Consider the following 25,953-nt stretch of genomic DNA (forward strand, 5'->3'; position numbering starts at 1 on the left):
GGACAACAAATCCTATTTTCTATTTTAGTAGGCATTGGAGGTCACAGGAGACAAATAATTCGTAATGATTCTTTCTAAATAAAAATGCCTCACTTTATAATGTCCTATTATTTTTTATCGTGCAACTTGTACATTTTGCTATATTACCATATTAATCTGTATGACGGCACCATGCAAATTGTCATATTTCTCCGTTTTTTGTAACCTTTTTGGTTTATTTCTAGGAAATAGAGAAGAGGTTTCAAAACAATTTGAATTAAATAGAGGGTCTTTGAATAACTTGAAGCCATGTTGAAGCCCAGTTTTGTGTCCACTCTTTTGCACTATAGGAGTGAGCAAATCCATAGTCAAACAATTGTTTAGCTTCTTCAAAACGCTGTTCTTTAGTTTCTGCTCCCATTACAATAGCAATCAATCGTTGGCCGTTCTTTTTCACCGTACTTGATAAGCAATATCCTGCATCTTTTGTATATCCTGTTTTAAGACCGTCTGCACCGCTGTATGCATATGGACCCTTTACATTGTCCAGCATCCAGTTTGTATTGCTCATATATAACCCTTTGTTTCTTAATTCAACTTGAGTCTGGCTTGAAAGTTTTAAAATTTCAGGATGTTGTTTAATGAGGTGAGCGGACAATTTTGCGACATCTTTTGCCGTCATATAATTTTCAGAGGGGCCGCCAGATAAAGATGAAGAACCCGTCGCATTATTATATTTTGTATGTACGGACAGTCCAATGGACTTCGCTCTTATATTCATTTCTTCTACAAAACGTTCCTCAGAGCCAAACGCATGCTCTGCAAGGGCAATCGTTGCATCATTCGCCGAATAAACGGAGATTACCTTGAATAGTTCGTTGACTGTAAATTGATCATTTTCATTTAGGGATACATTAATACCAGCTGCTTTAGCAGCATGTTTGCTGATCTTTACGGTGTCATTCCCAGAAATATGTCCTGCATCCATTTCGTCCAGGATGATAAGCTGAGTCATTAATTTTGATAAGCTTGCTGCAGGTAAGGGATGATCTCCATTAGAACTAACAATGACTTCACCTGAAGAAGCGTCCATGAGCAGGGCGGCACTAGATTGAATAGATGGTTTTCCTACTAAGCTTTCTGGCCTTACACCTATAAATATGACAGCGATGAGAACAACCAGTGTACTGCTTCGTAGGATCCATTTCTTCATCTCTATTCCCCCGTTCTTCAAATTTGATTCAAAATTCGTATCTACTATATGTAATTAAAATTTATTTACCGACTAAAATAACTGTCTCTATTACTCTATTAAACCAATCTATATATATAGACGTAAGAAATGTGGATTTTGTCTGCATTTCTTTATATTTTTTTCAAAAAAATATTTTTTCGTTCACTAAATAAATCTTTAGCCGGCATTCATAACAAAAAAGCACAGCTTTTCACACGGCATTAGTGTAAAAAAACTGCGCTCAACATTCAATTAGAAACAATCATTGCAAAACACCGTTCATGAGTGTAGGACCCCAATCCATAACTCCACTCGTATTTTAAAGTCACTTATGCATAGTGACATGCAACGTAGTGATCTGAACCTACATTACGGTACTCCGGAATCTCTTGCTTACAACGATCCGAAGCAATAGGACAGCGAGTATGAAATTTACAACCTGAAGGTGGATTTGCTGGACTCGGGATATCACCCTTAAGGACAATGCGTTCTCTTTTCAGCGTTGGATCTGGAATAGGTACTGCTGATAGCAGAGCCTTTGTATAGGGATGAAGCGGATTGCGGAACAATTCATCCTTACTAGCCATTTCTACCATGGAACCAAGGTACATAACACCAATTCTTGTACAGAGATGCTCTACTACACTGAGATCATGAGAGATAAACAAATACGTCAGCTGTTTTTCAGCTTGCAAATCACTAAGCAAGTTGATGATCTGAGCCTGAATGGATACATCAAGTGCAGAAACCGGCTCATCTGCCACAATAAAGTCTGGGTTCAGAATCAGTGCACGTGCGATTCCAATCCGCTGACGCTGCCCGCCTGAGAATTCATGCGGATACCGATCATAATGATACGCAGAAAGACCGCATATACGCAAAGTTTCTTCTACGGTAGCTCGTACCATCTTTTTAGGAATCAGCTTATGATCCAGCAGTGCTTCACCAATCGCATCGCCTACTTTGATCCGAGGATTCAGTGAACTGAAAGGATCTTGAAATACAATCTGCATTTCCGGCCGAATCGAGCGAAGCTTCTCTTTAGATAACTTGTGAAGATCCTGTCCTTTAAAAATAACCTTACCCGACGTTTTATCATTCAGTCTAAGAATGGTTCGGCCAATGGTACTCTTACCACAGCCAGACTCTCCTACAAGTCCGAATGACTCTCCTTTATAGATGGTAAACGATACATCATCTACTGCTTTTACATCACCAACACGGCGCTGGAACACACCGCCCGTAATCGGAAAGTATTTCTTTAGATTCTGTACTTCAATCAGCGCTTCTGTCATCGTACCATTGCCTCCTCCTCATAGAGCCAACATGCGACTTTATGTCCTTGTTCATCTTTACGCAGTGGAGGCTCTTTCTCGCGGCATATGCTCATGCAAGACTCACAGCGATCGTGGAAATGACAATTCTGCCCGAGTTCAACTGGGTTTGGCACTTGGCCTGGAATCGAATATAGACGTTCCTGTCTTTGATTGATAATGGGCTTGGCCTTAAGGAGACCCTTTGTATATGGATGCTTCGGTGCTTTGAACAATTCGAATACCGAGGCTTCCTCAATCACTTTGCCTGCATACATAACCACCACGTAATCAGCCATTTCCGCAACGACACCCAGATCATGGGTAATGAGCATGATGGAGGTATTAAATTTTTCTTTAATATCACGCATCAGATCAAGGATCTGTGCTTGAATGGTTACATCAAGTGCAGTCGTAGGCTCATCAGCAATGAGCAGCTTTGGATTACAGCTTAACGCAATGGCGATCATAATCCGCTGACGCATACCACCGCTGAGTTCATGTGGAAATGAGTCTACAATTTTCTCTGGACGAGAAATTCCAACCAGGCTAATCAGTTCAATCGCTCTCTTACGAGCTTTCTTCCTATCGAGCAGCAGGTGAATCATTAGTGGTTCACTGATCTGCTCTCCAATGGTAAGTACAGGGTTTAAGGAAGACATCGGTTCTTGAAAAATAATGGAGATGTCATTACCCCGAATTCGGCCCATATCTCTTTTATTCAGCTTAAGAAGATCTTTACCTTCAAATAAAATCTGTCCCCCGGCCGGATCTACCTCTAATAAACGCATCAGTGACATTGCCGTTACGCTTTTTCCGCATCCAGATTCACCAACGACGCATACGGTTTCGCCTTCGCGAATCGTAAAACTCACGTCATCAACCGCCTTCACGACCCCTGCGGATGTATGAAAATGCGTTTTTAAGTTACGGAATTCTACTAAGTCTTTTGCCATCTTCGCATCTCCTACTTTTTCATTTTAGGATCGAGCGCATCGCGTAGCCCGTCACCAATCAAGTTAATAGATACTACGGTAATCAGAATACACATACCTGGTGGAATCCAGACCCAAGGTCTCTTTCGGAACTCAATCAGTCCATTTGCTTCAGAGATCATATTGCCCCAAGATGGGGTTGGTGGAACAACACCAAGTCCTAGATAACTAAGGGTAGACTCAGATATAATGGCACCTGCGACTCCAAGCGTTGCTGATACGATAATAATTGGAATGGTATTAGGCAGTAGATGTTTAAAAATTTTGCGACGATCACGAAGCCCGAGTGCTTCAGTAGCCTGCATAAATTCCTGCTCTCGCAGCGTCAGAATCTGACCACGGACCAAGCGAGCCAGATACGGCCATGCGAGAATCCCCATAATAAGCATTAGATAATAAATTCGATCCTTAGGATCAACTTTCATATCAGAAAGAACTGCCCCTAAGATAATAAGAAGCGGCAAGGACGGCAAAGACATAAAAATCTCACAAACACGCATAATAATCGTATCCACAACATTTCTGTAAAAACCAGCTAATGCACCCATGATCGAACCTAAAATTACAGTGATTGCAGTAGCAATAATACCTACCATAATAGATACACGTCCTGCTAACATTACACGAAGCAGAATGTCTCTTCCGAGCTTATCAGTCCCTAACCAGTGCTCCGCATACGGAGCTTTATTTTTGTCGATTACCTTGTAATCATTTAAACTATATGGTGAAATCATGGGACCAAATATACAAAGAATGATCATTAGTACTAGAATAAAAAGTCCACCTACAGCAAGCCGATTACGGGTAAAACGGCGTACTGCTACACGCCATGGGGAATCTGGCTGCTTAACTGGAGCTTGAACATTCGTATTTAATGGTGCAGCCTCTATTGACAATGAAATCTCCTCCTACTTTAAACGTATTCTAGGATCAGCAACTCCATAGAGAACATCGGATAGCAAAGTTCCGAGTAATGTAAGAACCGCTAAGAATATAGTGAATCCAAGCATAAATGGATAATCTCTCATCGTAATCGATTCCAGATAAACTTGTCCTACACCAGGCCAAACAAAAATCTTCTCTAATATGATTGCTCCTCCAAATAATCCTGGAAGTTCTAGACCCATTAACGTAATCGCAGGAAGCATTGCATTTCGAAGTGCGTGTTTGAAAATTACCGTTCTTTCCTTCAGACCTTTTGCACGGGCTGTACGAATATAATCCTGACGTATCACCTCAAGCATACTCGTTCTGAAATAACGCGTTAGTGATCCAGTACTGAGCATGGTGAGCACAAGAACAGGCATAAACATATGATTAGCTACATCTAAAATATAATCCCATGTAGAACCTGGCTGGCCTGCGGTTGTCATTCCTCCTACAGGGAATAGTTTTAAATCAACAGCTAGGAACTTAATTAAAACGAGTCCTAAGAAAAAGGAGGGTAGTGACATACATAAGAATACAAAGAGTGTAACAATCTTATCGAAGAATGAATATTGAAATTTGGCTGATAGAACTCCTGTAAAAATAGCTATAATCCAACTAAACATTAGACTGAAAAATGCAATGATAAATGAATTCCACACATAATCTCCAATGACATCAGTAACGGGTCTTTTATGTTGAAGTGAGTCCCCCATATTGCCGGTAATCATATGTCCTACCCATGTAAAGTACCTATCAACGACACCTTTATCGAGACCATATATCTCTCGTAATTGCTGAGCCTTTTCCGCAGTCATATTCGGATTTTGCTGAGCTGTAATATAGTCTCCTGGAATGAGTGCTGTAATTGCAAAAACAATTATGCTGATTCCGATCATCGTCGGAATCATCTGCAGCAGCCTCCGGATAATGTACTGCTTCATAATATTCCTCCCGGATTATAATTGGATAAGCTCAGCTCTTTAATGAGCTGAGCTTATCATAATCATGCAGTTAAATTATTGTGCCAGTTCCGCTTGATAAAGAGAATATGTGAAGTCTTTATAAGGAGTAATCTCAAGTCCAGTTACACGACCATTAACAGCCCAAGCATCTCTTCTTTGGTACATCAGAATATCAGGGATATCTTTGTTAAGTTCTTGGTAAGCCTGTGCGTAGATTTCTTTACGTTTCGCTTGATCAAGTTCTTTTTTACCTTGTTTCATCAACGCATCATAAGCTTCGTTAGAGTATTTCACTCGGTTTTGTGCTCCGCCCGTTGTGTATACTGTTCCATCTGGATCTGGAGTAAGTCCCCATGCCATGAAGAACATATCGAAATCGCCCTTATCTGTTTTATCTAAGATCGCATTGAAATCAAGTTTTTCTGCATTTAACTTAATTCCAAGATCTTGATAGTTAGCGGTCATTATTGGCAAGATAGCATCAACTACTGGGTTTTCAGCAGTACCAGAGAAATCAATTTCAAATTTCTCTCCATCTTTTTCACGAATACCGTCTGCACCTACTGTCCAGCCCGCTTCATCTAACAATGATTTTGCTTTTTCTGTGTCAAATGCATAAGCTTCAATTCCTTCGTCAGTATAAGCCCAAGATTGTTTGGACTGTGGAATATTAATGACGTCTGCAAATTTACCGTAAACAGCTTCTACAATTTCAGCACGATTCAAACCATATACCAATGCTTGACGAACTGCAGGGTCTTTAAATTTTTCTTTTTCATGGTTGATACCTACATATCCATAACCGTTAGTAGGGAAGACATTAATGTTCAAGAAACCATAGGATTGAAGTTCCTCAATGTTATCTTCATTTACAGTTACCATGTCCATATCGATCTCGCCTGTGTTAAGCATAGCAAGTTTAGTTTCATCTGTAGTCGATTTGTAAATTACATTTTTGATTTTCGGTGCACCAGCAAAGTAGTTCTCATTCGCCTCAAATATAACTTGTTGACCTGGTTGGAAGGATTTCATAATATACTGACCCGAACCTAGTGGCTTGTCATTCAATGCTTTTACAGATTCCACGTTACCTTGTTTATAGTCTTTACCGTAGTAAGCTTCTGGAAGGAAAGGAACCGAGCCTAAGAAGTCTTTAGTAAGAGCTGTAACTTCAGTAACTTCTACTTCTACAGTGTTCTCATCTACGATCGTCACGCCAGAGATTTCGCTAGCTTTACCGTCGTAATAGTCTTGTCCGCCTTTAATCTTGTAAGACAATGCATCGGACGGTCCATCATAACTCTTGTCATGAAGAACTTTTAGAGAAAAATAGAAATCATTAACCGTTACTGGTGTTCCATCTGTATAAGTCACACCTGGTTTTAGTTTGAAAGTATATTTCAAACCATCTTCACTAACATCAATGCTGTCTGCTAAATGAAGAGAATATGTTCCATCACCGTTCATGGTTTGGAAGAAATCAAATAGAATAATGTTAACCATATCATCATAAGCAGAATCTTGGAAAAGTGGGTTAAATACACCCTTAGGAGAAGTTACCCCTACAATCAACGTATCTTTACGTTCTGTGGCCGTTGGTGGATTTAATGACATGTCTAATGCTTCAAACAAACCATCGTTTTGTGTAGCATCTTCAGCAGGTGTCTCTGGTGTCTCTGCTGGTGGTGTTGGTGTTTCCCCCGGAGTTGGTTCTGCCGTTTGTCCGCCAGCGCATGCTGCAAGTACCGTTACCAGCATAAGCATGATCACTAGCATTAGCGAAAATCTCTTTCTCATGAAAATCCTCCTCGTAAAATTCATAATGTTTATAAATTATCAGGATAAAATATATGAAAATTATCCATGAATAATTACAGAGTTACTAAGAAAGACTGACCATGATGCTAGGGAAACAAAGTGAGTAGAATTGAAATAATGAGTGGTAAATATAGATGTATATGAATCTATATATGTAGAATATTCTTGATGTGAGGTTTTAAATATAAATAGAATTGGCAGAAATGTAGTACTAGAGATGCATACTTTTAGACCATCGGTCAATAAATGTAATATCATCCTATTAATTGGTATTAAATAATTTATTGTAATGATACGTGTAAATTTTACTAACGTCAATGTTTTTTTACATTTTATTGATATTTAACGTTCATTTTTATTTATTAGGGGTAAGTGCTAATTTTTTGGGCCATATGTGTTGTTTAATAGATGACAGTATATTGTTATATTTCATGAAACCATTGCATATATATAACATATATATTACACATAAAATAAGAAAGGAATATTGGTGTAAGTAAACGTAACGCATTAAAGAGTGAACATCAGGTATGTTTTAGCGTTATCGTTCAGTAGAGGACAACTTTTTGTTGGTGTTAATCAATCGGGGCTAAACAACTTCTTTTTTAGAACTTTTTTCCTATTATACAATTCTACTTCGTTATTTCAAGTGGAATCTGCAATGAATTGTAAACATCTTGTGAAAGATTTCAGAAAATAAAAAAAGGCCCTGCTTTGGCAGGACCAGATATAATATAAGATAAATTACTAATATCTTTTTATGCTATTTTTGATTTAATCTTCACTTGCTTCTAGATCTTTAGCATTTAGTTCATAACCTGGTGGTCTTTTACCGCGCTGCAGCTCAGCTATACTATAGCCAAAATCATACTGAAGATGAGGATAGTCTGGAAAACTGGCCCAATCACCTCCCCATTCAAACCCGAGTTCTTTAGCGATCTCTACAATCTCCATCCAATCTGATTTCCCATTTCCATTTCCATCATAGTCCATATCCCATATTACTTTGTCTGCGGAGACCCTAATCGCAAAATCAATGGCTAGTCCATAATTATGATAAGATTCCCCGCCTCTAGCAGAAGTTACAATTTGCCCTGCTGTGGATCGTCCTTGTTCAAAGAGTTCATCCTGCCTCTCTTCACTCCGGTATCCTTCTGTAATAATGATCTTTATTCCGCTCTTTCTTGCCCGTTCTACTAACTGATTTTGCTTTTCAGCGACAACTGGATGTAATCCAGTTACTTCAAACTGCTCTTCTTCAACCTCTCTAAAAAAAGGAAGGCTCCAATGAATACGGAAAGTGTCCGACTGCGAAATATAATATACAAGTCCCAAGAGCAACAGCATTAACAATAAACGTCCTGAAGTCCCGCGTCTTTGATGTGTTTGCCTTCTCATAACCACTCCTATATTCTATCTATCCTATCATTATATTTCGTGTAATAGGAAGATCACAACGTTGTTCCAACATTCCATAGTTAATAGTCACTTTATATCAATAGAACAGAGAATTGTATGTAATTATTAAACAAAAAAAACAACCTGCTGTAAACAGCAGGTTGTTTCGATCACTGAACCTGAAACTATTCAGTTGTGTACGGAAGCAATGCGATTTGACGGGAGCGTTTGATTGCAATCGTCAGCATGCGTTGGTATTTTGCACTCGTGCCAGTAACACGACGTGGCAAAATTTTTCCGCGTTCACTGATAAATTTACGAAGCAGGTCCGTATCTTTATAGTCAATGTGAGTAATTTTGTTAACAGTGAAGAAACAAACTTTACGACGTTTATTACGGCCACCACGGCGTGCTGGTCTTTTATCGTCTCCGCCTTCTCTTTGTTTGAAGCCCATGCTATTCAGTCCTTCCTAATTAAAATGGCAAATCATCATCCGAAATATCAATCGGTTTACCGTCATCCGAAAAAGGATCCTGATTGTTCCGTGAGAAATTGTTGTTCCCTCGGTTACCGTTGCCGCTGCCTCCGAATGAAGGCTCTTCACGCACAGTTCCACCGCTATTTGTGTTGCCACCATCACGGCTAGATTCCAAGAAACGAACATTATCAGCGATAACTTCAGTAACGTATACACGTTTACCTTCGTTATTCTCATAATTACGTACTTGAATGCGTCCCTCGACGGCTGTTAGACGGCCTTTACGCAAATAATTTGCACAAGTTTCCGCTAGCTGTCTCCAGGTAACGACCGGTATAAAATCAGCTTCCCGTTCTCCACCTTGACTTGTAAACGGACGGTCTACAGCAAGTGTGAATTGAGTCACGGCTACTCCAGCAGGAGTATAACGTAATTCAGGGTCACGGGTTAACCGGCCAATCAGAATGACTCGGTTCAACAATCTAATCCCCTCCTTCTGAGCGTAATTATTACAAAAATCATGTTTTACGGATTAAGCAACATCGTTCGTGATGAGATAACGAATTACTTCGTCAGAAATTTTCATGAGACGTTCCAACTCGGAAACGACAGCTGGTTCAGCGTTGAAGTTAACCAACACATAGTGACCATCACGGAATTTCTTAATCTCATACGCAAGACGGCGTTTACCCAAAACATCATGTTTTGTAATTTCCCCGCCATTGGAGATGATGCCTTGGAATTTTTCGACTGCAGCTTGAACAGCTTCTTGTTCAATATCAGGACGAATAATGTACATCACTTCGTATTTGCGCATAACTATACACCTCCTTATGGACATAAGGCCCTCTAGCTTAGCTGAGAGCAAGGAACGAGAATAAACTCGCACCACTCCAATATAACATTTTCATCATATGAGTGCAAGCACATGTTCTCTTTTACCATCAGATTCCCCAACATGATTGTAATGGAATCTGCACACAATAATTAAGCACTACAATATAAGGAGGGATACGAATGGGTGAAAGAACTGAATTCGAACCAGGAGACAAAGCACCAAATGACGGCGAATATACTGAGGTTGGGGAGGCCAGTTTTCACACAGAGATCAATAACCCCAAACGAGTTAAGCTGAAAAAGGGCGAGGCGTTCCCGGAAACAACGAATAAAGATCGTAAATGGAAGAAGCTTACCAAAGCCCGGGTTCATTAATCATTAATAACTAAACAAAATCATTTGTAACTCACGTTTATTTTTCTCATTACCGGACATAATACAGTTAAGGCAGTGCTCAAGGAGAGGTGTGGTTCCGTTGGATGATTTGAAAACCGAGCCGGACATTCGCTTAGAGGAGGGTCTTGATCGTGGCAAATAGAAGCGGAAGGTAATGTGCGGAAGATGAAATAAATGGATTCAGATGCACTGGTATTGCCTGGCAGTACACCGAGTTTCTTACGAATTGTTACGTGAAGATGTTTTCTTTACCATAACGTACTGCCTTCCGAGAAGGACCCTTTTAGGGTCCTTTTTTGGTTTCTCTAAATTAAGCATCTTCGAAACTAAGCATCTGTAACGAATAGCAGCAAAAATCCACATACACGAAAAAACCTCTTACGTTGTAAACGTAAGAGGTGCGTCCGTATTTTTAGGTTAGGTTCAATCATTTAGTTAAATGGCGGAAAGAGAGGGATTCGAACCCTCGCACGCCGCAAGGCGCCTAACTGATTTCGAGTCAGTCCCCTTATAACCTCTTGGGTACCTTTCCGCAGCAAGATTCATTATATCAAAAAAGTCTTCTAATAGCAAGAAGAGATTGCCCCAGTCTGCTTCTTATTCTGACTGAGGCTCTTCAGATGAGCGAAGTACTTTTTTGAAGTTTTTTTCGAATTTTGCTCTAGGAACAAGCACACTATGCTTACATCCAACACACTTAATACGGATATCCATTCCCATACGTATGATCTCCATCTCATTGCTTCCGCAAGGGTGTGGTTTCTTCATCTGCACGATGTCTCCAAGACCATAAATTTTACGCTCCACCTGATCCATCTCCTGTCTCATCATCTTCCCTTGATGCGGCACTCTCTAACTCAGCCATACGAACGGTTTCTTGATATTCGAGAGCTTCCTTCACATCCATCTGAATGTCACGCTGCACAGCATTGTTCATATTCGGTAGACACTCAGCTACAACACGGATCACATACTCAGATGTTGTCATAGACTGAATCCCAACAACCTCAGGAACAGTCAGTACATTTGTATTACGTTCTGGCAGATCGCGTACAGCCTCTTTTACAAGCCGCATTGCTTCCCCGAGTCGTTCTTCCCCTTTCATCGGAATATCTACAACCGCTCTTGAGTTAGCCATGGAGAAGTTAGTAACTGTGGTAATTCCTCCGTTAGGAATGATATGAACCTCGCCAGTAAAACTAACAATCTTGGTTGTTCTTAGTCCAATCATCTCCACCGTACCTTTTAAGGTCCCTGTTTGAATGACATCACCAACCGCAAATTGATCTTCAAATATAATGAAGAATCCAGTGATCACGTCTTTGACTAAACTTTGTGCACCAAAACCAATGGCGAGTCCAAGTACCCCAGCACTAGCTAACACAGGTCCAAGATTGACACCCATCTGACTAAGAATAAGCAGTACCAGTATAAAGTTACATACCATGGAGACTACATTTTTCAAAAGTTCTCCAACCGTATTTACTCTTCGCGTATTCAGTCTTATTCTTCTATCAGCGTCATTATTCAGTAAAGATCTATCAATAATTCCATGCAGTAATTTAATAGCAATCCGTGTTAAAACAAATACAATAATAATCTGTAACAGTACACCCGCGTAGCCAATCCACATATCTGCGTCGGTGAACCAATTCCATATACCATCTGTAATTTTCTGAACCCAGCTCACGGCTTCCTCAACCGTTTCTTCAACTTTTCCAGTATCTGGTTCTTTCGGTGCATTTGTTGCACCAGTCAATAACATTAACGGCCAATCCACTCTTTATTCACCTCTTTAGTAAACGATCTCTATATAATTTCTATATACCCGGTGCCTTCTTTTCGAAAAATACCGCGTATTTCAACTTTCTCTGTCATGATAACATACTTTACTTTGTCCAGAAATTGCTCAGGGAACTGAATTGATAAAGCACAGCCTGCAGTTATCTCTTTCGGGGTAGGATAGGTATCGATCTCAACTTCCGCATACTCTAGCAGCATTTCTGCATAGATCGCTTGCTGTGTTGAGTCAAAAGCAATCGTAAGCCACGTATCCATTCGAATACTCCTTATCTATGATGGTCTAGTGAATTGAAGTATAAAAACCAGCATTCTTCCATATACTAGTACTACTATTCCAAGCACGAAAGGAAGATAGTGCGACTATGAATCGTAATCCAAAAGCTTTATCTTCACAGGACATGCCTGGCCTGAAAATACCCCATACGGATCCAGGTATTGCATCAGCCATTGTCCACCGCTTACTATTCCATCTATTTCAGGCACCTGCCCATAAAGAAATTGTCATCGTTTGTATTGGAACGGATCGCTCAACAGGGGATTGTCTTGGTCCTCTCGTGGGTACTTCTCTATCCAAGCTAAAGAGTTCCATTTACCACCTATACGGTACACTAGAGGAACCCGTTCATGCAATGAATCTGCAAGATACGCTTGATGTAATTTATTCCACACACGCTGACCCCTATGTCATTGGTATCGATGCCTGTCTTGGACAATCTTCTAGTGTAGGCTGCATCCAAGTATCCGCAGGACCGCTTCGCCCAGGAGCAGGTGTAAATAAAGAATTACCGCCGGTTGGCGATATCCATTTGACGGGTATCGTTAACGTCGGCGGCTTTATGGAGTATTTCGTACTTCAGAATACTCGGCTTAGTCTTGTCGTTCGCATGGCAGAGGTGATCTCCCACAGTTTATATGATGCACTTACAGAATGGCATAAACGTGTTACGCTTCTTGCTGTGCAAGAACAATAGCTTCTTTTTCCTCGTTTGATAAGGAATACGTTGATTCTCCCCCTTTTAGGGGCTTTGCATATACATAAGAACCATCCCGATTATATAACCCTGTTAACACAAGTCCATCGCTCTGTTCATTCAGCATGGCGACAGAGAAACTCAAATCCGTCCCCCGCTCTCCATAAGCATTATAACGTTTTACCCCTATTTTCCCTTGAACTTGATTCAATTTCGTTAGTGCCTTTGTAATTTCATCTTTGTTCTCAGCCTGCATATCCTCAATGGAATCCATCTGAACTTTAAGCTGAAAAAGTAAGGACTCTAAATCTTCCACTCCTGTACTAGACATTAAGTTATCGTAATTTTTACGAAGTCTACGCATTTTTACAGTTTGGACAATCATCATGATTAAAAGAACAAGAACAATTAACAAAATACCAAAAATAATAATAGGCAATTGTTCCAGGATCAGTTCATTCATATCTGTCATTTATTGTTCCTACTCCTCTATTAATTAAGATCTACTGGCAAGATGGTGGACAGCTGCGAGCAGCGCCGACACTTCTGCCTCGGTTGAGTTTACACCAAAACTAGCTCTTACTGCTCCTCGATCTAAAGTTCCTGCACTTTCATGTGCTAGCGGGGTACAGTGATATCCCGAGCGTACTGCGATACTGTATTCCCGGTCAAGCCGGAAAGCTAATTCGGCAGAATCCACGTTTTCTATATTAAAAGATACAAGTCCGCTTCTTGGGCACCCTTTTCTTGGACCAAGAATATGTGCTCCCGGTACCTTTTCTAATCCCTCTATTAGATATTGAGATAATGACCACTCATGTTCATAGATATAATCTATCGTCAAGGATAATACTTGCTCTATTCCTGCCATTAAACCAGCATAACCCACCACATTTGGTGTACCTGATTCATAACGGTCAGGTCTAACCGTCGGTTGGCCTATTACTTCCGATTGGCTGCCTGTCCCTCCGTAAAGCAGTGGCTTCACGTCGAGATCAGGATGAATGTAAAGACCACCTGTTCCTTGCGGCCCAAGCAAACCTTTATGTCCTGGAAAAGCCAACATATCAATACCCATCTTCTCTACATCAATATGCAGCACTCCCGCACTCTGAGCGGCATCGACGAGCAAAGGGATCCCGTATTTCCGAGTAACAGCACTGATTTCTTGCAATGGAAGAATACTTCCTAGCAGATTAGAACTATGAGTTACTGCTACTAATTTGGTATGAGGACGAATTCGGCTCTCGAGCATATCGATAGATATTTGACCTTCATCCGTAAGCGGAAGATAATCCACTTCAATCTGCCCGAGAGATTTTAAGTATTCTAAAGGTCTTCTTACAGAATTATGTTCCATCATTGTTGTAATTACATGATCGCCTGGTTCCAAAATTCCTCTTATAGCTAAATTTAAACTCATTGTAGTATTAGAAGTAAGTACGATATCATTTGGATTATGAATCCTAAACAGCTTTGCAATAGCACGGCGAGTATTAAATAATACCCGACTTGCGTTAACAGACATTTGATGACTTCCCCTGCCTGGGTTTGCGCCTGCTGTTTCCATTGCCTGAATCATCGCTTCTTTTACTGTTTCTGGCTTCGGCCATGAGGTAGCAGCGTGATCCAAATATATGATTTTTTTCATTCCCCTACTCCTCTACAAAAGAAAATGACATATCTTTTCTTCCTACCTGAGGTAAGAGGACGATATGTCATTACACTAAAGACTTACTTACCCATTACCCTCATATTCATGTGTATTGATGATAGGTTAGACATGTAGATCATTCGAGAAGTCCATTTATTGAAGTAATTCTAAAAGTCTCTCTAAATCTTGTTTGCTGTAATAATTTAGTTCGATCTTTCCTTTTTCCTTATGATCCTTAATCTTTACCGTTGTCTTGAAACGATCACGCAGACTTTCCTCAACTGTTTCAATATAAGGGTCTCTTCTCTTCTGCTTAGGCTTAGATTTACTTTCGTTTCCCTTACGATCCAATTGTTGAACAGCTTCTTCAAGTTCTCTAACGCTCCATTGCTTCTGGATACATTCCTCTGCTAGTTCCTTTATTACCTTTTGATCCTTCAGACCAACAATAGCCCTTGCATGGCCCATGGATAATGTTCCACGTGAAACATAATCTTTTACTTCCTCCGGTAAAGTTAACAACCGCAGAAAGTTAGCAATATGAGATCTTGATTTACCAACTTTCATAGACAGTTCTTCTTGAGTTAGAGAAAACTGATCCATAAGACCTTGATAAGCTACAGCCACTTCCATTGCATTTAGGTTTTCACGTTGCAGGTTTTCAATAAGTGCAATTTCCATGACTTGCTGTTCTGAAAAGTTGCGAACTACCGCTGGAACTGTTGATTTACCGCAATATTGAGATGCACGAAAACGCCTCTCACCAGCTATAATTTCATACCCTTTAAGCACACTGCGAACAATAATCGGTTGAATAACTCCGTGCTGGCGAATAGATTCAGCCAGTTCTTTTATGGACTCTTCATCAAATGTTTTTCTAGGCTGATAAGGATTTGCGCGAAGCTGGCTGAGTGGTATCTCCACAACTTTGTCATCATCGTTGATCGAAAGCGAAGGTAGAAGTGCATCCAAGCCTTTACCTAAACGCTTACTCATATGAAATCACTTCCTTTGCCAACTCTAGATAAACTTCAGCTCCTCTTGAGCGAGGATCATACGTAATAATAGACTGTCCATGTGATGGTGCTTCACTAAGTCTAATATTGCGCGGAATAATCGTTCTATAAACTTTTTGTTGAAAATACTTTTTGACTTCTTCTATAACTTGAATCCCTAAGTTAGTGCGAGCATCAAACATTGTAAGCAGCACACCTTCAATTTGGAGAGAAGTATTCAGATGCTTTTGTACAAGCCTAACCGTATTTAGGAGCTGACTTAAACCTTCGAGGGCGTAATATTCACACTGAATTGGAATAATAACAGAATCGGATGCAGTCAGTGAGTTAATTGTAAGCATCCCAAGTGAAGGAGGACAATCAATCAAGATATAGTCATACTCATGTTTAATCATCTGCAGAGATTTCTTCAGACGAACTTCACGAGAAATGGTAGATACAAGTTCAATTTCAGCTCCAGCGAGCTGAATTGTTGCGGGAATCAGATGAAGTCCCGGGATATTCGTTTCGACAATTGCTTCTCTAGGATGTATCTCTTCAATGAGCACATCGTAGATACAATAAGCAACATCTGCTTTATTAACACCCACACCGCTAGTTGTGTTGCCTTGGGGATCTATATCTACAAGAAGTACACGCTTGCCAAGTGAAGCCAATCCTGCACCCAGATTAACAGAAGACGTTGTTTTACCTACTCCGCCCTTCTGGTTTGCTACGGCAATAATCTTTGACACTTTGTTCACCTCAGTATAGGAGTCATTCCTTAGGGGTACGAGATAATAGATATCGGCGCAAAAGCTAGAATGAACTAGATAGAAAAAGCGGCACTTGAGCCGCTGTATGTTCATTATTTACGTTTCGGAATTTGAATTACTATTTCATAATGATCTTCATGATCAGATTCTTTTGTTTTGATGTCGAGGCCCGAGTCTGACACCATATCAATGGATTGTCTAATTGTGTTCAAAGCGAGTCTAACATCTTTTGTAAAAGAAATCCGTTTTGACTTCTTAATCTTAGAAGATTCTTTGTAGAAAGCAACCCTTGCTTCCGTTTGTTTTACATTCAATTCTTTAGTGATGATTTCTTCGAGAATTTTTAATTGGATCTCCAAACGATCTAGGGAAAGTAGTGCTCTCGCATGTCGCTCTGATATTTTCCGTTCCATAAGAGCCAACTTCACTTCTTCAGGTAAATGCAGCAAGCGAATTTTGTTTGCTATTGTGGATTGGCTTTTTCCAAGGCGCTGCGCCAGACTTTCTTGTGTTAACTGGTGCAAGTCAATCAGCTTTTGATATGCCACTGCTTCTTCAATCGCTGTCAGCCCTTCACGCTGTAGATTTTCAATAAGTGCTATTGAAGCTGCTTGGGAATCATTAAATTCACGTACAATAGCAGGGATATGTTCCATGCCCAGTTTCCTAACGGCACGCCAGCGTCTCTCCCCAGCAATGATTTCATATTGGCCGTTCCGAACGCGAACCACAATCGGCTGAATAACGCCATGGGTTTTAATCGTTTGGCATAATTCTTCAATCTTCTCGTCATCAAAAATCGTACGGGGCTGATACGGGCTGCTCACAATTTCGTCGATCGGAATTTGTTTTACTTCTTCCCCGTTACTGCGTTCCGTCAAACCAAACAACTTCGAAAATTGTTCTTTCATTCCGTAGATTACCACCTAAATTCAAAATAGTGCCGCTTTAGGCACTTCATTGACTGTTCTCTCTTCGATTCCGTGTTGCAACTAGGCTAAGCCGTCTTCTTTATGTATAGGATTATGTTCTATGACGTTTAGACTCTATCTGTACGAAGAAACTACTCCCTCTATTCTATCACTTTTTCTTCCATAATCCTATTGTTTGGCAGTGAATTTTATCTCATTTTAAGGAAAATTGACTTCTATCATTTTCATAGTGTTTGTTGCTTTTGAGCCATGTTTTTATACAGTTAAAATATGGTATTATTTCTTCTTCTGGGAAGGTAGATTGCTTGAAAAAAAACAAAAAAAGGGAATGTTTCACGTGAAACATTCCCTTTTTTTTATTTAACAAGTGGTGTCTTTAATGGTGTTCCTGGTTTTCTAGGATACATCTTCGGCGTGTTTGCTATCTTACGGATTAAAATCATATGCCTTGCTGACTCTTCCACGGGTAATTGGAAAGCATGAGTCTCTATGAGTTTACCTTTTAACTCCTTTAAACTGTATGCCGCTTCTGTCAATTCTGCAGTAGGATCGCTACCCTTCATTGCTGCAAACATTCCGTCTTTACGGACAAAAGGTAAACAAAATTCATTAAGTACCGCAAGCCTGGCAACAGCACGAGCAGTAACAAGGTCATAATGATCCCGGTAACCCGCTTTTCTTCCGATTTCCTCGGCTCGCCCATGAATAAGCTCCACATTTTCAAGTCCAAGAGCGTCAACAAGATGCTGTAAAAAATTAATCCGTTTATTCAAAGAATCAATAATCGTCAGCTTCAAATGAGGAAAACAAATCTTCAGCGGAATACCAGGGAAACCAGCTCCAGACCCAATATCCGCAATGGTATTCACTTCGTCCATCCCTACATAGAAAGCAAGTGACACAGAATCATAAAAGTGTTTTGTATATACTTGCTCTCTTTCTGTAATACCGGTTAGATTCATTTTCTCATTCCAAGATACGAGCTCTTTGTAATAAATCTCAAATTGTTCTAACTGCTTCTCGCTAAGCTCAATTTGATGTTTTGCTAAGCGTTCTTGCAATTCCTTCTGTATATGATCCATTGTTACCCCCTAGATGCAGTAACCCGATTATAATGTTCCAAATAAACGAGCAATATCGAAATATCTGCCGGTGTTACACCCGAGATCCGGGAAGCTTGACCGATAGAAATTGGACGAATTTTTTCTAGCTTTTGTTTCGCTTCCATTGCCAGACCATGAATCTCATTGTAATTGATGGTATCTGGAATTTTCTTTTTCTCCATTTTCAGCAGACGTTCTACATGAGTGAGTTGCTTCTCAATATAACCCGCATACTTAATTTGGATTTCCACTTGTTCCTTCATCTCTTCATTTAAATCATAAGGAGAAGGTGAGATTCTCTCGATAAATGAATAATTCACTTCAGGACGTCTCATTAAAGTAAGAAGGGAAATTCCATCTTGCAAAGGTGTTGACTCTATACTTGCTAGAAGTTCATTTACTTCTGATGGGCGAGTACGAGTAGTGCGCAAACGTTCAATCTCCTGTTCTACTTTTTCCTTTTTATTAAGGAATTTAGCATAACGTTCATCCGTCACAAGTCCAATCTCGTGTCCAAGTGGAGTAAGTCTCATGTCTGCATTGTCATGACGCAAAAGCAGTCGATACTCAGCCCGCGAAGTAAGAAGACGGTATGGCTCATTCGTACCTTTCGTCACCAGATCATCAATAAGAACACCAATGTACCCTTGCGAACGATCTAGAACAACCGCTTCTTTCCCTTGTGCTTTACGAGCTGCATTGATTCCGGCCATAATTCCTTGGCCAGCTGCTTCTTCATAACCAGAAGTTCCGTTAATTTGTCCTGCAGTAAACAAACCTGGAAGACGCTTGGTCTCAAGCGAAGGAAGAAGCTGCGTCGGTACCATAGCATCATATTCGATTGCATAGCCGTTACGCATCATCTGTACATTCTCAAGTCCCGGAACGGAGCGCAATACTTCTAATTGTACATCTTCAGGTAAGCTGGTAGACAAACCTTGAACATAATATTCTTTGGTGTTTTTTCCTTCGGGTTCTAGGAAAATTTGATGTTTTGGTTTATCACTAAAACGAACAATCTTGTCTTCAATGGAAGGACAATAACGTGGTCCCGTACCTTCAATCACACCCGAGAACATCGGAGCACGATGCAGGTTATCAGTAATAATCTGATGTGTTTCAGCTGAAGTATACGTTAACCAGCATGGCAATTGTTCATTGTCTGAGCTTTCCGTCTCATAGGAGAAAAACTTAGGAATATCGTCTCCTGGTTGAATTTCTGTTTTACTGAAATCGATGGTATCCTTATGCACCCGAGGTGGAGTCCCTGTCTTGAAACGTACAAGTTCAAAACCAAGCTCTTTAAGATGATCAGATAACTTAATCGAAGGCTGCTGATTGTTTGGCCCGCTCTCATACATCAGTTCACCCATAATTACTTTACCGCGTAAGTAGGTTCCTGTTGTAAGTACAACTGATTTAGCACGGTATTCTGATCCTGTCTGTGTAACGACACCGACACACTCTCCATTTTCCACAATTAAACGCTCTACCATGCCTTGGCGCATCGTAAGATTCGGTTCCATTTCCAACGTTTCTTTCATGGTGTGCTGGTAAGAAAATTTATCTGCCTGCGCTCGAAGCGCATGTACTGCGGGACCTTTACCTGTATTGAGCATTCTCATTTGAATAAATGTTCGGTCTGTATTGCGGCCCATTTCTCCACCTAGGGCGTCAATTTCACGGACTACATGGCCTTTTGCTGGTCCCCCGATCGATGGATTACATGGCATAAATGCGACCATATCCAGATTAATAGTGACCATCAGCGTTTTGCAGCCCATACGAGCGGCGGCAAGAGCTGATTCGACACCAGCATGACCTGCACCAACGACAATAACATCGAATGTACCGCCATCAAATCCCATCGTGCCTTCCTCCTTGTTTCAGGGATAATTCCCTGTAATTTATACTGCTGTATTGAAACGAAATCAGAACCTCACTGTTCTAGATTTCTTATCAAGTTCATTTCCGTGTGCTTATACAAAGCACTAAACTTCATTATATCAAAAAACACGGGGATTCCATAAGAGTTGATTCAAATCATTTGGAATGATAAGGATTATAATGAATCCCGTGAGTCTATAAATAACTTCCTTATTTTCCTAAACAGAACTGGGAGAATATCTGATCAATTAGAGCATCATGCGCAGTATCGCCGACGATCTCACCGAGCTGCTCCCAAGCTAATCTCACATCAATTTGGATCATATCAATCGGAATGAACTGCTCCGCAGCTTCATAAGCATCCTGTAAAGATTGCTTCGCTTTTTTCAGAAGAGAGATATGTCGTACATTACTTACATAAGTTAGATCTGCTGATTCTAATTGCCCGCTAAAGAATAATTTCGATATTGCTTCTTCAAGCAGGTCAATACCTTCTTCCGCTTTTACAGACATCGGTACGATTAATTCTGGATCAATATATCGTTCTAATATGTCCCGGTCAATCTTCGTTGGTAAATCCATTTTATTTAAAATAACAATGGCCTGTCTGCCTTTAATTTGCTCCAAAAGTTCGAGCTCATCCTCATGCAGCGGTTCTCCCGCATTTACTACCATTAGAATCAGATCTGCTTCTGTAAAAGCAGTCCGAGATCGTTCCACACCAATCTTCTCAACAACATCCATTGTTTCCCGAATACCCGCCGTATCCAGCAGTTTTAAAGGAATATTATTGATGGTTACAAACTCTTCAATGACATCGCGAGTTGTCCCTGGAATATCTGTGACAATCGCACGGTTATCTTGAGCCAGTGTATTAAGGAGCGAAGATTTACCTACATTAGGTCTTCCAACGATGGCTGTTGTAATTCCTTCTCTTAATATTTTCCCTTGTTCTGCTGTTTTTAACAGCTTATCGATTTCATTCATAACATGAGACGATTTTTCTTTGATGAATTCAGAAGTGAGTGATTCTACGTCATGCTCTGGATAATCAATATTCACTTCAATATGTGCCATTGTTTCCACAAGTGTATAACGAAGATCACGTATTTTTGCAGAGAGAGCTCCCCCTACTTGTTTTAAAGCAACAGAAAAAGCACGATCTGACTTAGAACGAATGAGATCCATAACACCTTCGGCTTGAGATAAGTCAATTCTTCCATTCAAAAAGGCTCTTTTGGTAAACTCGCCTGGTTCTGCCACTCGGATATCCAGCATAAGCAGTAAATCCATAATTCGTTTAACGGAAATAACACCACCGTGTGAGCTAATCTCTACAACATCTTCTGTTGTGAAGGAACGTGGGGCTCTCATCACTGTGACAAGTACCTCTTCCACTTTTTCTTCTGTCTGTGGGTTGATTATATGTCCATAATGAACGGTATGAGATTCTGCTTGTTCAAGTGGTGTTTTACTTTTTACAATCTTACCTACTTCTTTGATTGCATCTGGACCACTGACCCTAATGACAGCAATCCCCGCTTCGCCTACAGCTGTAGAAATAGCTGCTATTGTATCACTAATCATCTATATCCACCTTCCCGTATCAATGCTTACGATCTATATTCAAGTTATCAAGATTGTTATATTCATTATACGTACCCTGATTACGAAAAAAGCAATGGCTTCTGCACGGGGCAGGAAGCCATTGCGTAATCGCATGAAATCACATTAAGCTTATTTAAGTGTAATTACCACTCTACGGTTAGGCTCTTCGCCCTTGCTAATTGTATTCACCTGACGATGATTCTGAAGTTTAGCATGAATCACTTTGCGTTCCTGGGAAGGCATGGGTTCAAGGACCACTTCTTTTCCCGTGCGAATCACCTGTGAAGCCAATCGGTCTGCAAGTTCTTCGAGTGTCTTGCGGCGTCTTAATCTAAAATTCTCCGCATCGAGAATAATCCGTACGAAACTGCTTGAGTGTTTGTTTGCCACAATATTCGTTAAATATTGCAAAGCATCTAAAGTCTGGCCTCTACGTCCAATAATAAGACCAAGGTCTTCTCCGGTAATATTGAATATCTTACCATCCCTGCTTTTTTTGATCTCAATCTCAACATCAAGACCCATACCCGCAGCTGCTTCTTTCACGAAATTGCTCGCTTCAACATATGGATCTATATCATTAGATATATTGGTATCTAACTCAGTTGATCTTGAAGATGTAAGCTCAGAAGTACGGATCAGAGCAGAATCGGGCTCGTTATGAAAAGATTCTTCTGCCTGTTTTGGCTTAAGTGTCAATTCTACTTTGGCTGGCTTAACACCAATGAGACCTAAAAAACCTCTGGATGGCTGTTCTAAGACGTTTAACGTAACTAAATCTCGACTGACACCAAGTTGTGTCAGTCCTTGATCTACAGCATCTTCTATCGTTTTACCTGTCACAATGACGGTGGTCATATGGAACGCCGTGCCTCCTTTGCCACTTACTGATCTGATAAACCGGACAATGAATTATTTATATTATTTTTTCTTCTTTTTCTTTTTCTTCTTCGCTTGAGATCCTACGCCATTAGTAGTAGCCATTCCAGCTTGTCTCTTTTTAGAGGAGCTCTTTGTTCCTTCAACATTCGTAGCAGCTACAAGCTTGTCGTTGTTGCGATAGAGGAAGAAGTTTTGAATGATGGTATAGATGTTCGAGTAGAACCAGTAGAGCGGCAATGCCGAAGCAAACTGGTAGGACATGATAAACATCAGGATTGGATATACCCAAAGCATAAACTGCATAGGTCCTTGCTGCTGTGATGGATTTTGCTTCATCATGTACCATGTTTGGAAGAACATAGATACGGCAACAAGCACAGGAAGTATAAACAATTTATCTGGGGAACCAAGTTCCATCCATAAGAAAGTGTGCTGATTAATATTTGAGTTATAGAGAATCGAGTTATAAAGAGCGATATAAATAGGCATCTGGATAATCAGAGGCAAACAACCCGCCATCGGATTGACTTTATGCTCTTGGAATAGCTTCATCGTTTCCGCTTGAATTTTTTCAGGGGTATCCTTATATTTCGTTTGGATTTCCTTAATAAGCGGTTGAATCTTTTGCATGTTTCTTGAACTTTTAACTTGTTTAATAGTAAGTGGAAGGATTAACGTACGAACGATAATTACCAGTACGAGAATTGCCAATCCATATTCTCCACCAAACAGCTTAGCTAATGAGTCTAAAGATAATGAGAACCAATAAACAACGTTGCTTTTCCAAAAAGATCCACTGTTTTTGAGGTCTTCTGTGGTAACATGAGTTGTATTAGCAGATGTACAACCCGATAGTACAGCAACTAAAGCAATAACAGCGATCAGGAGAATCCACTTTTTCCCCTTCATTGACTTGAGTCGAGACACTTGATAACCCCTCTCTTAACCTATCCATTCCACCGTAAATAATACCATAAGTAGAAGAACAAAGAAACGCTAATTCGAGCGCCTTTCTGCCTTGAGCAGCGAAGCTTTACGCAAGACATGAAGTATGCTTTTCTCCATCTCTTTGTAGCTCATCGAAACTGCTCCCTTTCTTACGATAAATATGAGATCCATATTTTCAACAATTTCGGCTTCATGATGTCGAATAATTTCTTTAATCATTCTTCGCATGCGATTGCGGACAACCGCATTTCCTATTTTTTTGCTGCAAGATACGCCGACACGAAACTGCTCGACATCCTTGCGACGCAATCCATATACCACAAACTGATAGTTTGCTTGAGACTTACCATAACGGTATACGCGACTAAAGTCGGCACGGTTTCGTAAACGTAATCTTTTATGCAATGATCTCTTCTCCTTGCTAAAACGCGTCTCTATATAATAAACGCATTGTTACATCCTAAATTTAAGTATGGACGATCGTAGGAAGCTATAAACGCTCCCCTATTTAAAATAAAACTTTCTTGTTTAAGAAAAAAAGACCACCGTAGTGGTCTTCATGCACGCATTACGCACTGAGTACTTTTCTGCCTTTAAGACGGCGGGCTGCCAGAACTTTACGGCCGTTTTTCGTGCTCATTCTTTTCCGGAAACCATGGTTCTTCTTACGTTTGCTAACATTCGGTCTAAATGTTGGTCTCATGTATTGCACCCCCTTAAAAGGAATCCTGTACAGATTGAACTACCTAGTAGTACATATAAACTGTTTATTTGCATAGCGCAATCTATAACGATATCTTAATTTAATCATTTTCATCAACACAGAAAATGCCTTTATATATTTAACCACGTACAAGTCAAAAAGTCAACTGAACTACATTATATCCCAAATCCATATCTTTTGATTCATTTGTCCACATTTTTAATAAATGGTTGTATCTTCTCGCAAGTTATACACATGTGGATAGACGGATTTAGTTCATTTCATCTTTTTTCTTCTACTATATGACTGATATATACTTAATTTGAACACCAATTGATAACTGGTGCTTCTATATTAACAGTGATTCAATTTGTTCCTTATGTTTATATGTATAAAATACATGCCCTCTGTTAAAGCAGATCCTTCAACTAATCGTTTACAAAATGTTCACAGTTGAGGTAGGATAGTGGTATCAATAACTTGTATACAAGTATACATGGATGAAGTTTTCCTCATTTATTGCCGACTAACACTATTGTTCGTTATCATGAAGATAAAAGAAGTTTAGTGTATGAATAGGAGAGTTATATGATGCGTTATCCTTCTGCTTGGCTTGAAGGCAATTCTTTAGGAGAGTTAATTGTAAGCGATTTACGTTTGCAAATTATTGATGGTACGATCGCAAGGGGAGAAATCTTATCCGAGAATAAAATTGCTGCTCAGTTTAAAAGTAGTCGTTCCCCTGTGAGAGAAGCGTTTAAAACGCTTTCAAACGAGGGCTTAATTAGCTTAGAGCGGATGGGTGCCGTAGTTCTTGGACTAAGCTCAAAAGATAAGGACGAGCTTTATGATGTAAGGTACCTGATTGAAAGTTTCGTTCAAGAGAATTTAGCGAAGCAACTGCCTTATGATCTGTTAACAAAACTGCAGCAAATCATCGATAAAATGGAACTTGCAATGAGACATTCCGATTTTATTGAATTTGCTTATCTTGATTTCCAGTTTCATGAGACAATTATTATTGAAGCAAATCATTCTCGAATTCTACATCTTTGGAAAAGTATTCGGCAGATTATTATGACGTTGCTTTTACTTACAACCGAAGAGATTTTCTCCCATGGCGAAGAACGTATCAAAGCTGTCATTCAAAAACACCATAAGTTAATGAAAGGTCTTGCATCCAAAGACCCCGAAATCGTAGCAAATGAAGTCAGGATCTACTTTACAGATTCACGACAAACACTGCATAAAACTTTTTAGGAATGTTTTTTAATGCAAATCAATTTCATAATACCTTTAGTTGCTTTCATCAAGACGATATATAGATCAAAATGATTCTATTTGTCTATA

The 25,953-nt window shown here is 39.9% G+C and carries 28 protein-coding genes and 1 tRNA gene; 3 read left to right on the top strand and 26 right to left on the bottom strand.

The features are described from left to right. Positions 1 to 256 precede the first annotated feature (256 nt). The 10 genes from KJS58_RS04865 to rpsF all read right to left on the bottom strand — a co-directional run bounded on the left by KJS58_RS04865 (position 257) and on the right by rpsF (position 9,925). Positions 257 to 1,192: a D-alanyl-D-alanine carboxypeptidase family protein gene (locus tag KJS58_RS04865; protein ID WP_213530949.1), complete on the bottom strand. Its 936-nt coding sequence runs from the start codon at positions 1,190 to 1,192 to the stop codon at positions 257 to 259. Between the two features lie 350 nt (positions 1,193 to 1,542). After that, positions 1,543 to 2,508 (bottom strand): ABC transporter ATP-binding protein, encoded by a 966-nt coding sequence (locus KJS58_RS04870; RefSeq protein WP_213530951.1) that lies wholly within the window; start codon positions 2,506 to 2,508, stop codon positions 1,543 to 1,545. Continuing rightward, positions 2,505 to 3,482: an ABC transporter ATP-binding protein gene (locus tag KJS58_RS04875; RefSeq protein WP_191802398.1), complete on the bottom strand. Its 978-nt coding sequence runs from the start codon at positions 3,480 to 3,482 to the stop codon at positions 2,505 to 2,507. The genes KJS58_RS04870 and KJS58_RS04875 overlap by 4 nt, the downstream gene beginning before the upstream one ends. A gap of 11 nt (positions 3,483 to 3,493) precedes the next feature. Then, positions 3,494 to 4,417 carry an oligopeptide ABC transporter permease gene (opp4C, locus tag KJS58_RS04880; protein WP_213530953.1) on the bottom strand — a complete coding sequence of 308 codons (924 nt, stop codon included), beginning with the start codon at positions 4,415 to 4,417 and terminating at the stop codon, positions 3,494 to 3,496. Positions 4,418 to 4,429: 12 nt separating this feature from the next. Then, on the bottom strand, positions 4,430 to 5,392 hold the full coding sequence (locus KJS58_RS04885; RefSeq protein ID WP_191802394.1) for an ABC transporter permease: 963 nt from the start codon (positions 5,390 to 5,392) through the stop codon (positions 4,430 to 4,432). A gap of 75 nt (positions 5,393 to 5,467) precedes the next feature. Continuing rightward, on the bottom strand, positions 5,468 to 7,210 hold the full coding sequence (locus tag KJS58_RS04890) for an ABC transporter substrate-binding protein (RefSeq protein ID WP_213530955.1): 1,743 nt from the start codon (positions 7,208 to 7,210) through the stop codon (positions 5,468 to 5,470). Between the two features lie 795 nt (positions 7,211 to 8,005). Then, positions 8,006 to 8,629 (bottom strand): M15 family metallopeptidase, encoded by a 624-nt coding sequence (locus KJS58_RS25605; protein WP_283771239.1) that lies wholly within the window; start codon positions 8,627 to 8,629, stop codon positions 8,006 to 8,008. A gap of 185 nt (positions 8,630 to 8,814) precedes the next feature. Beyond that, positions 8,815 to 9,084: a 30S ribosomal protein S18 gene (gene rpsR / locus KJS58_RS04900; RefSeq protein ID WP_160035535.1), complete on the bottom strand. Its 270-nt coding sequence runs from the start codon at positions 9,082 to 9,084 to the stop codon at positions 8,815 to 8,817. Positions 9,085 to 9,103: 19 nt separating this feature from the next. Next, the gene (ssb, locus tag KJS58_RS04905) at positions 9,104 to 9,589 is read right to left on the bottom strand and encodes a single-stranded DNA-binding protein (RefSeq protein ID WP_213530957.1); all 486 of its coding nucleotides are present in this window, start codon (positions 9,587 to 9,589) and stop codon (positions 9,104 to 9,106) included. 51 nt (positions 9,590 to 9,640) lie between these two features. Further along, positions 9,641 to 9,925, bottom strand: a complete 285-nt coding sequence (rpsF, locus tag KJS58_RS04910; protein ID WP_160035531.1) for a 30S ribosomal protein S6 — start codon at positions 9,923 to 9,925, stop codon at positions 9,641 to 9,643. 200 nt (positions 9,926 to 10,125) lie between these two features. Here rpsF and KJS58_RS04915 point away from each other — a divergent pair, with 200 nt between their 5' ends. Beyond that, positions 10,126 to 10,320 carry a YjzC family protein gene (locus KJS58_RS04915; protein WP_213530959.1) on the top strand — a complete coding sequence of 65 codons (195 nt, stop codon included), beginning with the start codon at positions 10,126 to 10,128 and terminating at the stop codon, positions 10,318 to 10,320. A 461-nt stretch (positions 10,321 to 10,781) separates the two neighbouring features. Here the strand turns inward: KJS58_RS04915 and KJS58_RS04920 are convergent. From KJS58_RS04920 to KJS58_RS04935, 4 genes are all read right to left on the bottom strand, one after another. Then, positions 10,782 to 10,873: transfer RNA gene (locus KJS58_RS04920), tRNA-Ser, on the bottom strand. 65 nt (positions 10,874 to 10,938) lie between these two features. Then, positions 10,939 to 11,148, bottom strand: coding sequence for a DUF951 domain-containing protein (locus KJS58_RS04925; RefSeq protein WP_191802385.1), 210 nt, complete (start codon positions 11,146 to 11,148; stop codon positions 10,939 to 10,941). Further along, positions 11,138 to 12,106 (bottom strand): mechanosensitive ion channel family protein, encoded by a 969-nt coding sequence (locus KJS58_RS04930; protein ID WP_213531081.1) that lies wholly within the window; start codon positions 12,104 to 12,106, stop codon positions 11,138 to 11,140. Before KJS58_RS04930 ends, KJS58_RS04925 begins: the two co-directional genes overlap by 11 nt. A gap of 44 nt (positions 12,107 to 12,150) precedes the next feature. Then, complete coding sequence (locus tag KJS58_RS04935) at positions 12,151 to 12,399, bottom strand: putative Se/S carrier protein (protein ID WP_213530961.1); 249 nt, start codon at positions 12,397 to 12,399, stop codon at positions 12,151 to 12,153. Positions 12,400 to 12,506: 107 nt separating this feature from the next. Between KJS58_RS04935 and yyaC the strand changes: the two genes are divergently transcribed. Continuing rightward, positions 12,507 to 13,115: a spore protease YyaC gene (gene yyaC / locus KJS58_RS04940; protein ID WP_213530963.1), complete on the top strand. Its 609-nt coding sequence runs from the start codon at positions 12,507 to 12,509 to the stop codon at positions 13,113 to 13,115. Here the strand turns inward: yyaC and KJS58_RS04945 are convergent. The 12 genes from KJS58_RS04945 to rpmH all read right to left on the bottom strand — a co-directional run bounded on the left by KJS58_RS04945 (position 13,087) and on the right by rpmH (position 24,603). After that, positions 13,087 to 13,587 (bottom strand): DUF4446 family protein, encoded by a 501-nt coding sequence (locus KJS58_RS04945; RefSeq protein WP_213530965.1) that lies wholly within the window; start codon positions 13,585 to 13,587, stop codon positions 13,087 to 13,089. The two genes, yyaC and KJS58_RS04945, sit on opposite strands and share 29 nt — an antisense overlap. Positions 13,588 to 13,611: 24 nt before the next feature. After that, positions 13,612 to 14,766 carry an aminotransferase class V-fold PLP-dependent enzyme gene (locus KJS58_RS04950; protein WP_213530967.1) on the bottom strand — a complete coding sequence of 385 codons (1,155 nt, stop codon included), beginning with the start codon at positions 14,764 to 14,766 and terminating at the stop codon, positions 13,612 to 13,614. A 156-nt stretch (positions 14,767 to 14,922) separates the two neighbouring features. Beyond that, positions 14,923 to 15,765: a ParB/RepB/Spo0J family partition protein gene (locus KJS58_RS04955; RefSeq protein WP_213530969.1), complete on the bottom strand. Its 843-nt coding sequence runs from the start codon at positions 15,763 to 15,765 to the stop codon at positions 14,923 to 14,925. Continuing rightward, positions 15,758 to 16,519, bottom strand: coding sequence for a ParA family protein (locus tag KJS58_RS04960; RefSeq protein WP_213530971.1), 762 nt, complete (start codon positions 16,517 to 16,519; stop codon positions 15,758 to 15,760). The genes KJS58_RS04955 and KJS58_RS04960 overlap by 8 nt, the downstream gene beginning before the upstream one ends. A 113-nt stretch (positions 16,520 to 16,632) precedes the next feature. After that, the gene (gene noc, locus KJS58_RS04965; protein ID WP_213530973.1) at positions 16,633 to 17,451 is read right to left on the bottom strand and encodes a nucleoid occlusion protein; all 819 of its coding nucleotides are present in this window, start codon (positions 17,449 to 17,451) and stop codon (positions 16,633 to 16,635) included. Between the two features lie 377 nt (positions 17,452 to 17,828). Then, positions 17,829 to 18,554: a 16S rRNA (guanine(527)-N(7))-methyltransferase RsmG gene (rsmG, locus tag KJS58_RS04970; protein ID WP_213530975.1), complete on the bottom strand. Its 726-nt coding sequence runs from the start codon at positions 18,552 to 18,554 to the stop codon at positions 17,829 to 17,831. Positions 18,555 to 18,556: 2 nt separating this feature from the next. Continuing rightward, entirely contained in the window at positions 18,557 to 20,443 is a 1,887-nt protein-coding gene (gene mnmG, locus KJS58_RS04975) for a tRNA uridine-5-carboxymethylaminomethyl(34) synthesis enzyme MnmG (protein ID WP_213530977.1), read from the bottom strand. A gap of 229 nt (positions 20,444 to 20,672) precedes the next feature. Beyond that, entirely contained in the window at positions 20,673 to 22,049 is a 1,377-nt protein-coding gene (gene mnmE, locus KJS58_RS04980) for a tRNA uridine-5-carboxymethylaminomethyl(34) synthesis GTPase MnmE (protein WP_213530979.1), read from the bottom strand. Between the two features lie 150 nt (positions 22,050 to 22,199). Next, positions 22,200 to 22,928, bottom strand: coding sequence for an RNA-binding cell elongation regulator Jag/EloR (jag, locus tag KJS58_RS04985; RefSeq protein WP_213530981.1), 729 nt, complete (start codon positions 22,926 to 22,928; stop codon positions 22,200 to 22,202). A gap of 63 nt (positions 22,929 to 22,991) precedes the next feature. Beyond that, positions 22,992 to 23,879: a YidC/Oxa1 family membrane protein insertase gene (locus KJS58_RS04990; protein WP_213530983.1), complete on the bottom strand. Its 888-nt coding sequence runs from the start codon at positions 23,877 to 23,879 to the stop codon at positions 22,992 to 22,994. 69 nt (positions 23,880 to 23,948) lie between these two features. After that, a complete protein-coding gene (rnpA, locus tag KJS58_RS04995; protein WP_213530985.1) occupies positions 23,949 to 24,305 on the bottom strand; it encodes a ribonuclease P protein component in 357 nt (118 codons plus the stop codon). Between the two features lie 163 nt (positions 24,306 to 24,468). After that, positions 24,469 to 24,603: a 50S ribosomal protein L34 gene (rpmH, locus tag KJS58_RS05000; RefSeq protein WP_091159838.1), complete on the bottom strand. Its 135-nt coding sequence runs from the start codon at positions 24,601 to 24,603 to the stop codon at positions 24,469 to 24,471. 591 nt (positions 24,604 to 25,194) lie between these two features. Here rpmH and KJS58_RS05005 point away from each other — a divergent pair. Then, positions 25,195 to 25,863, top strand: a complete 669-nt coding sequence (locus KJS58_RS05005; protein WP_213530987.1) for a GntR family transcriptional regulator — start codon at positions 25,195 to 25,197, stop codon at positions 25,861 to 25,863. Positions 25,864 to 25,953: the final 90 nt, after the last annotated feature.

This window comes from Paenibacillus sp. J45TS6 (assembly GCF_018403285.1).
In the GTDB taxonomy this organism is placed as follows: domain Bacteria; phylum Bacillota; class Bacilli; order Paenibacillales; family Paenibacillaceae; genus Paenibacillus.

What these genes read in the sequence shown, in the direction of transcription:
- KJS58_RS04865 (WP_213530949.1), bottom strand. Translation starts at nt 1,192, where the DNA reads ATGAAGAAATGGATCCTACGAAGCAGTACACTGGTTGTTCTCATCGCT.
- KJS58_RS04870 (WP_213530951.1), bottom strand. Translation starts at nt 2,508, where the DNA reads ATGACAGAAGCGCTGATTGAAGTACAGAATCTAAAGAAATACTTTCCG.
- KJS58_RS04875 (WP_191802398.1), bottom strand. Translation starts at nt 3,482, where the DNA reads ATGGCAAAAGACTTAGTAGAATTCCGTAACTTAAAAACGCATTTTCAT.
- KJS58_RS04885 (WP_191802394.1), bottom strand. Translation starts at nt 5,392, where the DNA reads ATGAAGCAGTACATTATCCGGAGGCTGCTGCAGATGATTCCGACGATG.
- KJS58_RS04890 (WP_213530955.1), bottom strand. Translation starts at nt 7,210, where the DNA reads ATGAGAAAGAGATTTTCGCTAATGCTAGTGATCATGCTTATGCTGGTA.
- KJS58_RS25605 (WP_283771239.1), bottom strand. Translation starts at nt 8,629, where the DNA reads ATGAGAAGGCAAACACATCAAAGACGCGGGACTTCAGGACGTTTATTG.
- rpsR (WP_160035535.1), bottom strand. Translation starts at nt 9,084, where the DNA reads ATGGGCTTCAAACAAAGAGAAGGCGGAGACGATAAAAGACCAGCACGC.
- rpsF (WP_160035531.1), bottom strand. Translation starts at nt 9,925, where the DNA reads ATGCGCAAATACGAAGTGATGTACATTATTCGTCCTGATATTGAACAA.
- KJS58_RS04915 (WP_213530959.1), top strand. Translation starts at nt 10,126, where the DNA reads ATGGGTGAAAGAACTGAATTCGAACCAGGAGACAAAGCACCAAATGAC.
- KJS58_RS04930 (WP_213531081.1), bottom strand. Translation starts at nt 12,106, where the DNA reads ATGTTATTGACTGGTGCAACAAATGCACCGAAAGAACCAGATACTGGA.
- KJS58_RS04935 (WP_213530961.1), bottom strand. Translation starts at nt 12,399, where the DNA reads ATGGATACGTGGCTTACGATTGCTTTTGACTCAACACAGCAAGCGATC.
- yyaC (WP_213530963.1), top strand. Translation starts at nt 12,507, where the DNA reads ATGAATCGTAATCCAAAAGCTTTATCTTCACAGGACATGCCTGGCCTG.
- KJS58_RS04945 (WP_213530965.1), bottom strand. Translation starts at nt 13,587, where the DNA reads ATGACAGATATGAATGAACTGATCCTGGAACAATTGCCTATTATTATT.
- KJS58_RS04950 (WP_213530967.1), bottom strand. Translation starts at nt 14,766, where the DNA reads ATGAAAAAAATCATATATTTGGATCACGCTGCTACCTCATGGCCGAAG.
- KJS58_RS04955 (WP_213530969.1), bottom strand. Translation starts at nt 15,765, where the DNA reads ATGAGTAAGCGTTTAGGTAAAGGCTTGGATGCACTTCTACCTTCGCTT.
- noc (WP_213530973.1), bottom strand. Translation starts at nt 17,451, where the DNA reads ATGAAAGAACAATTTTCGAAGTTGTTTGGTTTGACGGAACGCAGTAAC.
- rsmG (WP_213530975.1), bottom strand. Translation starts at nt 18,554, where the DNA reads ATGGATCATATACAGAAGGAATTGCAAGAACGCTTAGCAAAACATCAA.
- mnmG (WP_213530977.1), bottom strand. Translation starts at nt 20,443, where the DNA reads ATGGGATTTGATGGCGGTACATTCGATGTTATTGTCGTTGGTGCAGGT.
- mnmE (WP_213530979.1), bottom strand. Translation starts at nt 22,049, where the DNA reads ATGATTAGTGATACAATAGCAGCTATTTCTACAGCTGTAGGCGAAGCG.
- jag (WP_213530981.1), bottom strand. Translation starts at nt 22,928, where the DNA reads ATGACCACCGTCATTGTGACAGGTAAAACGATAGAAGATGCTGTAGAT.
- rpmH (WP_091159838.1), bottom strand. Translation starts at nt 24,603, where the DNA reads ATGAGACCAACATTTAGACCGAATGTTAGCAAACGTAAGAAGAACCAT.
- KJS58_RS05005 (WP_213530987.1), top strand. Translation starts at nt 25,195, where the DNA reads ATGCGTTATCCTTCTGCTTGGCTTGAAGGCAATTCTTTAGGAGAGTTA.